Source organism: Tychonema sp. LEGE 07196, assembly GCF_963890365.1.
Taxonomy (GTDB): Bacteria; Cyanobacteriota; Cyanobacteriia; order Cyanobacteriales; family Microcoleaceae; genus Microcoleus.
This window is the reverse complement of the sequence record NZ_CAWPRX010000185.1, coordinates 20733-33434: the sequence shown is the minus strand read 5'-3', so window position 1 is coordinate 33434 and position 12702 is coordinate 20733. Positions and strand designations below refer to the sequence as shown.

11 protein-coding genes are annotated in these 12702 nt (G+C 44.9%); 5 read left to right on the top strand and 6 right to left on the bottom strand.

Going from position 1 to position 12702, the window contains the following annotated elements; translation table 11 throughout:
* Positions 1–91: 91 nt before the first annotated feature.
* Together AACV78_RS22025 and AACV78_RS22020 are read left to right on the top strand one after the other, a co-directional pair.
* Positions 92–1363 (top strand): APC family permease, encoded by a 1272-nt coding sequence (locus AACV78_RS22025; protein ID WP_194012420.1) that lies wholly within the window; start codon positions 92–94, stop codon positions 1361–1363.
* A 42-nt stretch (positions 1364–1405) separates the two neighbouring features.
* Positions 1406–2815: a PIN domain-containing protein gene (locus tag AACV78_RS22020; protein ID WP_194012419.1), complete on the top strand. Its 1410-nt coding sequence runs from the start codon at positions 1406–1408 to the stop codon at positions 2813–2815.
* A gap of 56 nt (positions 2816–2871) precedes the next feature.
* Here AACV78_RS22020 and AACV78_RS22015 read toward each other — a convergent pair whose 3' ends face one another.
* Positions 2872–3048, bottom strand: a complete 177-nt coding sequence (locus AACV78_RS22015; protein ID WP_194012418.1) for a hypothetical protein — start codon at positions 3046–3048, stop codon at positions 2872–2874.
* A 31-nt stretch (positions 3049–3079) separates the two neighbouring features.
* Between AACV78_RS22015 and AACV78_RS22010 the strand changes: the two genes are divergently transcribed.
* Together AACV78_RS22010 and hppD are read left to right on the top strand one after the other, a co-directional pair.
* On the top strand, positions 3080–3787 hold the full coding sequence (locus AACV78_RS22010; RefSeq protein WP_194012417.1) for an SDR family oxidoreductase: 708 nt from the start codon (positions 3080–3082) through the stop codon (positions 3785–3787).
* A gap of 407 nt (positions 3788–4194) precedes the next feature.
* Positions 4195–5256, top strand: a complete 1062-nt coding sequence (hppD, locus tag AACV78_RS22005) for a 4-hydroxyphenylpyruvate dioxygenase (protein ID WP_194012416.1) — start codon at positions 4195–4197, stop codon at positions 5254–5256.
* A 20-nt stretch (positions 5257–5276) separates the two neighbouring features.
* Here hppD and AACV78_RS22000 read toward each other — a convergent pair whose 3' ends face one another.
* Both AACV78_RS22000 and AACV78_RS21995 read right to left on the bottom strand, forming a co-directional pair.
* Positions 5277–5810, bottom strand: a complete 534-nt coding sequence (locus AACV78_RS22000; RefSeq protein ID WP_194012415.1) for a GNAT family N-acetyltransferase — start codon at positions 5808–5810, stop codon at positions 5277–5279.
* Complete coding sequence (locus tag AACV78_RS21995; RefSeq protein WP_228042388.1) at positions 5791–7848, bottom strand: diguanylate cyclase; 2058 nt, start codon at positions 7846–7848, stop codon at positions 5791–5793. Before AACV78_RS21995 ends, AACV78_RS22000 begins: the two co-directional genes overlap by 20 nt.
* Positions 7849–9025: 1177 nt before the next feature.
* Between AACV78_RS21995 and AACV78_RS21990 the strand changes: the two genes are divergently transcribed.
* The gene (locus AACV78_RS21990) at positions 9026–9709 is read left to right on the top strand and encodes an HAD family hydrolase (RefSeq protein ID WP_194011418.1); all 684 of its coding nucleotides are present in this window, start codon (positions 9026–9028) and stop codon (positions 9707–9709) included.
* A 146-nt stretch (positions 9710–9855) separates the two neighbouring features.
* Here AACV78_RS21990 and AACV78_RS21985 read toward each other — a convergent pair whose 3' ends face one another.
* The 3 genes from AACV78_RS21985 to AACV78_RS21975 all read right to left on the bottom strand — a co-directional run bounded on the left by AACV78_RS21985 (position 9856) and on the right by AACV78_RS21975 (position 12544).
* Positions 9856–10467: a CPP1-like family protein gene (locus AACV78_RS21985; protein ID WP_194011417.1), complete on the bottom strand. Its 612-nt coding sequence runs from the start codon at positions 10465–10467 to the stop codon at positions 9856–9858.
* 608 nt (positions 10468–11075) lie between these two features.
* Positions 11076–11957 carry a peptidoglycan editing factor PgeF gene (gene pgeF, locus AACV78_RS21980; RefSeq protein ID WP_194011422.1) on the bottom strand — a complete coding sequence of 294 codons (882 nt, stop codon included), beginning with the start codon at positions 11955–11957 and terminating at the stop codon, positions 11076–11078.
* Positions 11958–12343: 386 nt separating this feature from the next.
* Positions 12344–12544, bottom strand: a complete 201-nt coding sequence (locus AACV78_RS21975; protein WP_194011416.1) for a hypothetical protein — start codon at positions 12542–12544, stop codon at positions 12344–12346.
* Positions 12545–12702 lie beyond the last annotated feature (158 nt).

Here is a 12702-nt window from a genome sequence, read left to right as displayed (position 1 = left end):
GAGGTTTACCTTTACATCTGAATCAGAATTATACCTGACCGTGCGATCGCGACGGCCAGGTATAATTCTGATTACTGCAAACCATTTTGATATGTCTCCCCCACTTTTAAAGCGAGAATTGGGTGTTTTCGGTGCAACTCTCATGGGCCTGGGCTCGATTGTTGGTACGGGAGTATTTGTGAGTATCGGTATGGCGGCGGAAATTGCGGGGCCGGGGGTGGTTTTGGCTGTGGGTATCGCTGCTTTGGTTGCTGTTTGCAATGGCCTCAATAGCGCTCAATTGGCGGCGAGTCATCCTGTTAGCGGCGGTACTTATGAATACGGTTACAAATATCTCAATCCTTGGCTGGGTTTTACAGCCGGCTGGATGTTTCTGTTGGCTAAAACGGCTTCGGCTGCTACTGCTGCTTTGGGTTTTGCGGGGTATTTTTTAAATGCAGTTGGTGTTGCCGATCGCACTTACCCGATCCTAACAGCATTAATAGCCCTCGCTGCCCTAACTTTAATTGTCCTGACGGGAATCAGGCGATCGAATATTGCCAATACCGCCACAGTCTCAGTTACACTCTTATCTCTGGCTGTCTTTATCGCTGCAGGTATACCAGAAATTAGATGGGAAATAGCCACTGTACAAAATGATAGTTCGATCGGCTCCATCCTCCACGCCACCGCCCTAATGTTTGTCGCCTACACCGGTTACGGCCGCATCGCCACAATGAGCGAGGAAGTGCGGGAGCCGAGTAAAACCATTCCCAAAGCCATAATTTTTACTTTGGTGCTGACAATGGTGCTTTACATGGCGGTAGCAATAGTTGTCGCAGGCGCGGGGGGAGCTGATAAATTGTCCCTGCAAGCAGGCGCTGCGGCTGCACCCTTGGAAGTCCTCGCCCGCAGTTTCCCCACTCCGGGAGTTTCGCAACTGTTAGCCGTCGGGGCAATTACCGCTATGTTGGGAGTATTGCTGAACCTAATTTTAGGCTTGTCGCGCGTCTGGCTGGCGATGGGGCGGCGGCTGGATGTGCCCAGAGTCTTGGCGCGGCTGAATCCTTCGGGTACAACGCCCTATGTAGCTGTGGTATTTGTCGAAATTACGATCGCACTTTTAATCCTCGTCGGCGATGTTAAAATCACTTGGTCATTCAGCGCCTTTAACGTTTTGATATATTACGCCATCACCAACCTCGCAGCGCTGCAACTTTCCCCCGCCCAAAGGCTTTACCCGCAGTGGCTGGCTTGGGTTGGATTGGCTGCGTGTCTGTTTCTGGCTTTCTGGGTGGAGAGGGAAATTTGGCTGACTGGATTGGCGTTAATTGCAACAGGTTGGGTTTTGCGGGCGATCGTCCGGCAGCCGACAAGAAACTAACATTATGATAGATTGAGACACCATCCCGCATTGTAGAGGGCCATGCCCGATCGAACTTCCTTCCTAGCCACTCAAGAATCAGTCGTATTCAGCGCCATCAGTCGCTATATCGCTCAAACACTAATTGCCATTCAGGAACAACATCCCGAATGGATAGCTGAAAAATACAGGAAAACCCCCTGGGCCAAACCTGATTTTCAGTCAGTTTTGATTGAAAAATTGACCAAAAGTTTCCAAGTAGCCAGCGATACCAAATCCCTGCTGCAGACTGCGAAAAAATATCTCCAAATTCTGCTGATTCCAGAATTCATTAATTCATCTCAATTCAGCAAAATATTTGCCCAAATTCAGCAGCTAGCCACAGCCCCAAAAGCACCAGCCCCATCACCAAACTCAGTTTCCCCAAAACCTCCAAATCCCACCGCAAACCAAACACATTCGCTTCCTGTCGGCATAGCCATCTTGCTGCTAGATGTCGAAAACTTGCAACTCACCATCGAAACCGAAAAATTCCTAGAAGGAATTTGCCACTATCCCATCCAAATCAAAGTAGCCTTTGCCAACTGGCGCAGCATGGGCAAAAAAGATGCCGAATTTCACCAGCGCGGCTATCAACTGATTCACGTCCCCCCCGGCAAAGACAGCGCCGACTTAAAAATGGCAACAGTAGGCGCATCAATTTTCGTACATTATCCCACAGCAAAAGAGATTTTTGTCTGTTCGTCCGATCGCGCCCTCACCCACCTCAGCAATACACTACAAGCCCACGGATTAACCGTATTTCAAGTCCGCAAGCAAATAGATAAAATCATAGTTTTAAACAGCAAAACCGGACAAGTGGAAACCCATTCCCTCGTGACTTTACCAGAAATAACACCCGTAGAACAATTAGTTATTCAGCTAAAAGAATTAATCAAAAAAGAGCAAAAAGTCACCTCAACCCAGTGGATTAAAATTTCCAAAATTTCAGCTTTATTTACAGAAAATTACGGTTTAGTCCTAAGTCAAATAGTTGCCCAGCATCTCCTAGGAACTAAAACCAGAGATATATTTCTCAAATATCCCACCGATTTTGTTCTTCACAAACCCTCAGAAAAATCTCAAACTTATGTCACTCTCTTTGAAGTTAAATCGCCCCCCCCACCGCCCATACTTAACAAAGAAAATGTGAATCACACCCAAGCAGCACCGACCAGCTTAACCAATATTAATTCTCTCGAAGACTTGGAAAAAGCTATAGTCAAAATAGTTAGCGACTTAACCGATAACTCTCCTCAAAATTCTGTATTTCTCTCCAATGTAGGCAGCGAATTTCACAGACAATACGGCAAACAAATTACCCAAACAATTAAAGAGTTTAATTTTGGTAGAAAACTCCCTAACTTTTTGCAATCATGCACTTCTCTCAAGCTAAAAAAAAGCGAAAAAGGCTGGCAGGTTTCCCTAAATTAATTATTGGTTATTTGTTATTGGTTATTTATTATTGGTTATTTGTTATTGGTTATTTGTTATTGGTTCCCCAATTTCCAATTTCCAATTCCCAATTCCCAATTCCCTATCCCTCCGCTTCGCGCTCGCCCAATTTCCAATTCCCAATTCCCAATTCCCAATCCCTCCGCTTCGCGCTCGCCCAATTCCCAATTCCCAATTCCCAATTCCCAATTCCTAATAACTTGAGTTATCATACAATCTGGACGTAAAGAAATGTAAAGGGATATGCAGGACAAAGTTGTGGTTGTGGTGGGTGCGACTGGCGGCATCGGTTCAGCAGTCGCCCGCAAACTCGCCGATGCGGGTGCGACGCTAGTGCTCGCCGCCAGAGACAGCAGTAAATTAGACGCTTTAGCAAGCGAACTTTCAATAACAGAGGTACTGTGCCTACCTACAGACATCACCGACTTGTCGCAAGTCGAGACGCTGATGCAAAAAACTGTCGAACATTTCGGACAAATTGATGCCCTCATAAACGCCGCCGGTGCCGGAATTCTCAAGCAGTGGAACAAGTTAGAACCCGCTGATTTAGATGCGATGCTTGACTTGAACTTGAAAGGGAGTTTTTACACATCTCAAGCCGCCGCGAATGTGATGAAAGAACGCAAATCCGGTCACATCTGCAATGTCATCGGGATTTTGGGCAAGCATTCGATGGCGATGGGAACTGCTTATTGTGCTTCAAAGTTTGGAGTAGTTGGTTTTAGCAAGTGCATGGCAGATGAGCTGCGCCGCTACGGCATTAAATTTACGCTATTCTATTTTGGCGGGGTGGATTCTCCGTTTTGGGATAATGTGAGTTTGAAGGTAGACCGCTCAAAAATGCTGAGTACCGAAACCGCTGCAAATGCGATTATGTTTGCTCTTTCGTCTGACCCGCAAGCTGTGCCGCTGGAGATTAATATTCAGCCGGAAAGTCATTTATTTTTCTAGTAGTTTGTAGGGTGCGCCGAGGCGCACCGATTCAGTTTGTATAATGTTCTTATCGCACCGATTGACCCCACAATAGGTACAAACCCAGCCTTGATTCATAGATTATCCCAACATTTTAGACAAAACTTCAATGTTCCAGATTCATCTGTGGAGTCAAGCTAAAATCTCAAATCTACTGGGCTAAGGCATCGCCACCAAACTCAAGTTCTCCCAGACACCTATTTTTTTTTAAGTGCCGATGTATTTATACCTTGAGAGGGAGTTATAATATTCAACCTTGAGGTTATTATTAGTAGCGCGCACGAGAAAAATATGAAAAATATCCCTTACTCTGTCCCTATCTGGCAGTTTTCCACTGAAAATCAGCCGATTTTCCATTCCTCAGTTTCCATTTTCAATTATTGATTATGGAATTCGATCGCATTCTGTTTTACGTTGAAAATGCTAAAGTATCCCGCGACTGGTTTGTCAGCCACTTAGGCTTTAAATCAATCGCAGGTTCTTCCAACAGCCACACTAGCACTGAATCTGTCAGCAGCGGTAATGTATGTTTTGTTTTATCTTCGCCGCTGACACCCGCTAGTCCCGCCGCTAGTTGGTTGAAGTTTCATCCTCCCGGAATTGCCGATGTGGGTTTTCGGGTAAAAAATATCGAATTAGCAGTAGCTAGAGCGGCTGCTGCAGGCGCTCAAATTCTGGAACCGATTCAAAAGAACCTAACAGCAGCAGGTTGTTTTAAACGGGCAAAAATCGCTGGCTGGGGAGATTTAAGCCACACGCTGATTGAGCAAATAGAAGAAAATTTAGTGCTACGGGTTTGTGGTAAGCTGTCGCTGTTTACCTTAATCGACCACGTAGTTTTAAATGTTGAATCGGGCGATTTGTCAAGTGCTGTTAGTTGGTATCAAAAAATATTAGGTTTTACGCCGCAGCAAAATTTTGACATTAAGACTGAAAATTCGGCCTTGCGAAGCCAAGTTATGATGCACGCTGAAGGTGGGGCGCAATTCCCGATTAACGAACCGGCATCGACTAATTCTCAAATTCAAGAGTTTTTGACTGCAAATCGGGGGTCAGGAATTCAGCACATGGCTTTACAAACTGCTGATATTGTAGGGGTTGTTACCGATTTGCGATCGCGCGGTTTGCCTTTTCTGCCCGTTCCTGCAACATATTACTCCCAATTGCAAGAGCGGCAAAACGATTTGCCCGCAGATTGGCAAGCAATTGCAGCTTCTCAAGTTTTGGCAGATTGGCAAGACAATACTCCCGCCGCGATGCTGCTGCAAATCTTTACTCAGCCAATTTTTTCCGAACCAACTTTCTTTTTCGAGATTATTGAGCGCCGAGTTGCTTTAATTAACGGCAAAAAGGTGCAAGCTGGAGGTTTTGGGGCTGGCAATTTTCGAGCTTTATTTGAAGCAATTGAACGGGAACAAATGAAGAGGGGAAATTTAATCGATAATTGATAAGAATGCCAATTTTGGAATCAAGCAAGCCTGTCTTTCAGCAATGCGAGATCGTTCCACCCGTAGGCAATTTCTTTGACTGCAACTCCTGCTTTATTGGTTTGGTGTTCGTCCACTTTTTCACCTCCTAAAAACTCATAAAATTTGCAGGCTGAATTGTCTCCCAGTACCCAAGCCAGCATCGAATTCAAGCTTGATTCAGTCAATTTTGTCACAACTGCTCGCACGAGTTGCTGTCCGATTCCCTGACGCTGATATTCCTCCAAAATATAGATAGCAAATAATTCTCCTTGATAAGCATATTTGCCAGTACGCTCGCAACCGCCGGCAGCAAAACCCACAATTTGCCCGGAGTCATTCTCTGCAACGCAGACAAAATCCCCAGTATTTTTGACGTTTGACAGGATTTCTTGCCAGTTTTTTTCTCGTTTTTGATATGACAGTTGCGCGAGGTAATCTGCTGGTAAAAATTTTCGATAAGCTGTCCGCCAAGTGTCTAGATTAACTCGGGCAATTGCAGGTGCGTCAGCAATTTTAGCTTCTCTCACGATCATCAGAAAATACTCCTTTCGGGCCCTGAAATTCTTGATTGTATTCTAAGCAAACTATGCGATCGCGCCCTTCTAGTTTAGCTCGATACAGCGCGCGATCGGCTTCTCCAATTAACCCCTCAATGGATAAACCGACAGCAGGCACAACATTAGTGACCCCGATACTGAGAGTCACAAATTTACTTACCTTGGAATCAGCATGAAGAATTGCCGCAGCATTCAAATCGCTGCGAATTAATTCAGCTACCCGCATAGCCCCCTTAACCTCAGTCCGCGACAAAATTACCGTAAATTCCTCGCCACCGTAACGGGCTGATAAATCGCCTCCCCGTCTAGCATTTTTCTCTAAAATTTTAGCTACTTTTTTTAAACATTCGTCGCCTCCTTGATGCCCGTAGCGATCGTTGTAAAGTTTGAAAAAATCGATATCCAGCAAAAGCAAAGACAGTGGCGCTTTCTCTCTAGCCATCCGCTGCCACTCCGATTTTAATGCTTTGTCAAAGCTGCGGCGGTTAGCAATCTGAGTCAAACCGTCAATAGATGCGAGTTCCTGCAATGTTTGGTTAGCAGCTTCTAACTCTAATTTCGCCTGTTCTAAAGCTAAGTTTTGCTGGGCTAATTCTTCGCTTTGCCGTTTTTCTTGCTCGTACAAAAATCGAATTGAAGCTTCGGCTTCTTGCAGTTCTTTCTCTGCATATTTGCGCTTGACAAACTGCCCTAATTGAGAACCGACAGCAGCCATCATCTCAAGCAAATCTTCATCGAGAGGCTGTTTTTCCTGGCAGAAAAAAGTCATTACCCCTACCACTTGACCGCTGGCGCGAATCGGGAAACCAAAAGCCGATTGCAATCCTGCTTTGGCTGCTAAGTGCGATCGCACAAAATTGCGATCTTTGAGAATATCCGTAATCCATTGCGGAAAACCAGTGTTCCAAACTATTCCCGGTAAACCCGCACCAGGCTCTAGATTAATCTGCTGGCAATTTTCCACAAACTCCCCAACTTCAGTCCCCCTGCGCCAAACTCCCACTCGCAACAAAAAAGGAATATTTTCAATAACATTATCTGGTGCAGCCAACAAAAAAGGTATTTTGTCGCGACTATTTTCCGCATCAAATTTACTCTCTTTTTCATCCACAGGCGTCCAAAGCTCGCCAACATCCCATCCCAAACTTTCACAAATAGCTTGCAAAAATTTCGGAGTGGCGCTCTCTAAAGAACCCGATTCTGACATAATACGAGCTACTGCATACTGTGCTGCTTGACGTTTTTTGATCCGCTGTTCCTCAGTGATATCCCTACCCACACAGACAAAATCTTGTATGCTTTTGTTGTCATAGTGCTTGCTTTCTATGCTTGTGTCGATAGTAGAGCAGGAAAAAGCAACTGTCAGCTTTGAACTATTTTTAGTTGTACAAGTTACTTTTATTTGATGCCAAGATTCTGTTTTCAGTTCAGGAGGTAGCTGGCTAATTTGACGCAATAATTCCCCATCAGGAGTAATCATTGAGATTTGTTTACCGATTAATTCTGATTCGGTATATCCAAATAATATTTCGGTAGCTTTATTGACTTTTTTTATTTTTCCCGACCCCGTTGTTACCAATAAAATATCGTTAAGTGAGTTAAGAATTTTATCAATATAATCACGAGCAGTAGCCAAATAATCGACTTTAATACTGTTTTCGTTGACTGCTTGAACCATAGTTTGCTGAAGAGAGGCACTGTCCGTTACGTCTTCGCAAAAAATAATTAATCTCTCAGGTTTAAGCTGCTCCTTATGACAAAAAATATATAAATCGAGATAGAAATAAGTTCCATCTTTTAAGATTCTGGTAACTGATTTTAAATGGAAACTTGACTGTCGTTGTTCTAGAATATCGTCAAGCAGTTCTTCAATTCCGATCAGTTCGGGAAAACAGTCGCGCACATCTCTGCCTTTTTCGATTTGATTGGGAATCTCGGCAAAGTCTTGCGCGTTTAAGGATGTTTCTTGAATTTTCAGTTCTCGATCGACTGCGAGGAATTCTATGCGACGCAAAGATAATAGTTTGTCTAGAAGATTGTTAATACTTTTGGGGCATATCTGTGAATTCAATGGTGGCAGGATTTCGTTATTGTGTAACATTCAGGTCAAAGGTGAGTAGAAAAAATAATTTTTACGTTTTTTGTGCTGATGGAACTGTTAGGATAGATCGAGAGATTTCTGTTCTCACAGTTTCTAAGCAAGCAGGCTCTTAGCTGATTGCACAAGGGGAGCATCTCAGTTTTACAAAAAGCATTTTTTTATTATAGTGCGAGCTGTCGCGAGTTCGCGACAGCTCGCACTATAAATGCAAAACTGAGATGCTCCCTTGTACAAGCATTATTGGAGATGTCTGAGGTTTGTGAAAGCTTTTAGTGCTGGACGTATTACAGCCAAATAAACCGGGTTTTTTAACCTTACTGCGGGCCGGAATGAAATATTTTTGTAAAAAACCCGGTTTCTGACTATCCATGCGTCCAATATTTACTTTGCTTTCCCTCGCAACGATCGATAAATACGCGCTGGATACGTAATATTATGCCCGATCCATTACCATACCAAAAACGTTTCGTAGTGCGGATTTTAGTCCGCTCTTGGGTTGCGGACTAAAATCCGCACTACGAACCAAATCTTATTGTTGTGAATTGAACGGACAGGATCTAATATCAAATCCTCTCTTCATCGGAATGATTCAGATATATATTCTCGGACTCTGTGTACTCTGTGTTCTAGCGCCGGTTAAATCACCTGACGATCCAACCGGAAACGATATAACTCCAGAGCTATTTATATGCGAGTTTTAACTTTTGACAGCCGACGATTAACAGTTATTTAATTGTCATTTATAACATTTTTTTCTTTGACAACGCTAACTGAATATGAGTTCGAGCAAATGTTTTGAACAAGCATTTAAGCTCGGTCTGAATTAAGCGGTTAATGGCTATAATGATTAATTAAACAAGCAATTTGCATTATTTATAGTGCAGTTTTTAATTGTAGACTTCCCGATCTTGCTAACAACTTTTATAGTTGAGAATTGGTACAATTCAATTCAACTGTTGCCTTTAATTAGCGCCATTGTTCTACACTTTACCTCCCCTGGGTATTGGTGTCAAATTTTGTAAATAACCTGTTACCTTGAAGTGATATGATATTGAACAATTTGTATAAAAACTGGAAAATATTCTGCTAAATGCTGAGACTTATTACTGACTTTGACGGCCCGATTATGGACGTGTCCGATCGCTATTACCGAGTTTACCAGCAGTGTCTGGCCGAGACTCAGCGTGAGGGTCAAGCAGTGCGCGAACTCACCTTAGCCGAGTTTTGGGACATGAAACGGGCACGGGTTCCTGAAACCGAAATCGCCCTCCTCTCAGGATTAGACGCAGATCAAGCTGTCGATTTTGCCCTCAAACGCCGTCAAACTGTCCACACTCTCCCTTTTCTGATGTACGATCGACCCGCTCAGGGTGCAGTAGAAACTTTAGAGAAGTTGCAGCGCGCTGGAGTAGACTTAACGGTGATGACCATGCGCCGCGTCAGGGAACTAGACGAAGCCTTCACCCGCTGCAATTTGGCGCAGTTTTTCCCAGAAAACCGCCGCTATTGTCTCCCCAACGATTACGTCAAAACTGGGGATGTGAAGGATAAGCCCCTGCTGATGGCTAGAGCTCTGGCCGAACTGCCACCGGCTTCTGATTTTTGGATGGTGGGGGATACCGAGGCGGATATTGTAGCAGCAAAAACGCACGGTGTCAAGGTAATTGGTGTTTTGTGCGGAATTCGCGATCGCACCCAATTAGAAATGCACCAACCGGATTTTATTGCTAATAATTTGAGCCAAGCAGTTGAGATGGTTTTAGGGAGTCATTAGTTATTGGTTATTAGTTATTGGTTATTGGTTATTGGTTACTGGCTCTTAATGGTTGTTAGTTGTCATTAAGAATCAACCAATAACACTGAAGAACTAGGAACCAACAAATCACAAATAACTAATTACAAATAACCACTAACTACTGACTATCGCAAAAAACTGCTGACGAGCCACAGAGTTAAAAACGTAAACAAAGCAATCAGTTTCTCTGTTGAGACCAATGCTGTACTGAGCAAAGGGCCGAAAACACCTCCCAGCACCAAGCCTAAAACCAAGCCCGCCACAGTCAGCAGCACGGCCCGACCAAATTTTTGTTCCTTGCGATTAAGAAAATAAAGACAAGAGCCGACTCCAAGAGCCAGAGTCAACTGTAGCAAAGAATCATTAGCCGCCGGATAAATACTCAGTCCGCCCAACGCCACATAAACCCCAGCCGGCCACAAAATGTCCGATCGACTAGGAGTATCGATTAGCCGCTGCAACCAAGCAGGACTCCCCGACGGAGTAGACGGAGTAAAGCTTGCGGGTGGGGGAGTCAGCCGATCGGGAAAGCGGATGCCTTCGGGTACTTTAATTTTACCTTCCTGTCGCTGTCGCAAGCGATCCATGAGAATCGCGTCATAAGCAGCTTCGATCGATTCCAAACGTTTCTTGTCGCCGCTGTGCTGCTCGGCTTGACGGGTGCGGGCCTCTTGCACTTCATCAAAGGAAGCATCTTCATCGACTTCAAGCAGTTGATAGGGAGTTGGCTCACTCATAAAACTTGTTGGTATGCGGAAAACTCAGCGTCTTTAGACCTGAGAGGGATGCGAGCGGGCGGTGTTAACCGCCGTGGTTTGAAAGTGTAGGATGATATCCTAAACCATTGGCGTCAATTTAAGTTTAAAAACCTTTGTTTCTCTCGTTTATAGCTGAGTCTCGATCCCCTGCTAATCTCCATTAAGAATGGGAGTAGGGTTGATGCAAGAGCGCTTTTTGTCCTCCCAAATAGTCGGGCGGCCAGGGGAGGTTCTAGGTTTTAATCGTCAGATAGTATACCTGTACTGCATTTGACTTGGTTGTTGACACCAATGATGGTTAACCTTGCGGTCGCTAAGCATTTTTGATCCACCAGTGATCGGTCATTAAATTTAATAACCTGCTGAAGGCTCTCGTTAAAAATAGTGCAATTTTAACAAGAGAGGAAAGCCGCGCCGCTTTCCCCAAAGTTTTACTGGTAGTTTTTAGTGCTTTGAGACAGAAACCAGCAAACATTAGGAAGGTAGAAGGCATTGGGCAACAGGAAATAAAAAATTATGAACCTAAAGATTTTTGTTTTTACCTTAGCTTAGCCGTCTACAATAATTTTACCTGTTGCCGAAGGCTTTCAACGGGGATTTTTCCCGCAGGCGCTGACAATTCCCGACCACTGGATTTTTTTTAGTCGATCGCGGCGGTAGGAAAAAAAGCGAGCCGAGTCAGAATAGGTACAGAAAGGAGCGATCGCCACTTGAGAAAGATCGATTCCCAATTTCTGCAATTGCAGAGCATTGCAGAGGCGAACATCCAAGCGTACTTTTCCAGGTTCTGGATCTGCTAGTACAGGAGATTCTGGCAGTTGGTGCAAAAACTCTAGAATGCCCTCTGCTGTGGCACTAACAGCACTCTGGGGATTAATCGCGGCTAAGAGAGACGCGGCAACTTCCACAGATACCTGGTAAACCTCTCCAGAGATCGCCGGCCCCATAGCAATCTTGAGATTTTCTAGTTGACTGCCGACGGCCACAAGTCGATCGATTGCCTCTGGTAATATCTTAGCAGCAGTGCCGCGCCAACCAGCGTGAACTGCCGCAACCAGTCCAGTGCGATCGTCAGCAATCAGCACCGGCACGCAGTCAGCCGAGCAAACCCACAGCGCCTCACCCTCTAGTTCGGCCACCAACCCATCAGCCTCAACATAGCTTTGAGCCGCGCTTTCCGAAACCGGAGGCACAACCGGGGACAACTGACCGGTTTTGAGGACCGCATTGCCGTGTACCTGCTGAAGGCGGTAAACCTTGGCTCCTGGTTCGAGAATTTCCGTCAGTTCGATCGGGCCTTGGGGCGAGAAATCGCGAGTAAAAAAGCCGTGAGACCATCGAGAGAGCAAGCTACAAGTCAGATAAGGCAAACCTTGGGAGTTTTGCCACTCCCAACCGATCCCCGAAGGGGATCCGGTCGCCGGTAAGGAGTCAGGAAAATTGGTCAAGCGATCGCCAGCTACAGTCATTAAAGCCATCCATCCCCAAACGAATCAATTTGCATTCTATTCTAAGCAATCAACAATTTTGGCGGCTGAGGTTTAAATGCGCGATCGGCTTTCATCAAAAAAATCGGGATGAAAGAAGCCGCCCAGTGGCGGTGGACGCTGGTGAAATTTGGCATAACCCGAAAAATAGAGGGAAATAACTAACACAACAGATACTTGCTTGAAGACTCCTGTCGCCAGCAGCCCAAAACTTTAAACTTTAGTTCCGGCGACTGAGATTCACTCGTCTGCAAGTAAATCTAAAATCTAAAACTTGTTCGCTCGCGAAGTCGAAGAATCTCAAATCTCAAATCGACCGAGGCGGTGGACGCTGGCGAAATTTGGCACGACCCGAAAAATAGAGCGAACTAACTAACACAGACGAACGTCAAAGCGCTATCATCAATGTGGCCTTCACAGACTCCGCCAGCCAGTGCGATCGTCGGCCAAAAAATCAGGGCATCGATCGCGAATCGACGCCACAGCATTCGAGCTGGTTCGACGCGCCAAAAAATTGCCTCAAGCCGGGTAAAATCAGTTAAGTCTGTATTAAAGATTGGGATTGCCATACAGTCGATCCAGGCCCCGCCAAAAAAAACAGATACTTGCTTGAAGACTCCTGTCGCCAGCAGCCCAAAACTTTAGACTTTAGTTCGGGCTCCTTTGATTCACAAAGTTGCAAGTAAATCTAAAATCTAAAATCTAAAATCGACTGACTTAGATATCC

Coding starts and splice junctions, on each gene's coding strand:
- hppD (WP_194012416.1), top strand. CDS start 4,195: ATGGAATTCGATCGCATTCTGTTTTACGTTGAAAATGCTAAAGTATCC.
- AACV78_RS22000 (WP_194012415.1), bottom strand. CDS start 5,810: ATGATCGTGAGAGAAGCTAAAATTGCTGACGCACCTGCAATTGCCCGA.
- AACV78_RS22025 (WP_194012420.1), top strand. CDS start 92: ATGTCTCCCCCACTTTTAAAGCGAGAATTGGGTGTTTTCGGTGCAACT.
- pgeF (WP_194011422.1), bottom strand. CDS start 11,957: ATGACTGTAGCTGGCGATCGCTTGACCAATTTTCCTGACTCCTTACCG.
- AACV78_RS22015 (WP_194012418.1), bottom strand. CDS start 3,048: ATGATAACTCAAGTTATTAGGAATTGGGAATTGGGAATTGGGAATTGG.
- AACV78_RS21985 (WP_194011417.1), bottom strand. CDS start 10,467: ATGAGTGAGCCAACTCCCTATCAACTGCTTGAAGTCGATGAAGATGCT.
- AACV78_RS22020 (WP_194012419.1), top strand. CDS start 1,406: ATGCCCGATCGAACTTCCTTCCTAGCCACTCAAGAATCAGTCGTATTC.
- AACV78_RS22010 (WP_194012417.1), top strand. CDS start 3,080: ATGCAGGACAAAGTTGTGGTTGTGGTGGGTGCGACTGGCGGCATCGGT.
- AACV78_RS21990 (WP_194011418.1), top strand. CDS start 9,026: ATGCTGAGACTTATTACTGACTTTGACGGCCCGATTATGGACGTGTCC.
- AACV78_RS21975 (WP_194011416.1), bottom strand. CDS start 12,544: ATGGCAATCCCAATCTTTAATACAGACTTAACTGATTTTACCCGGCTT.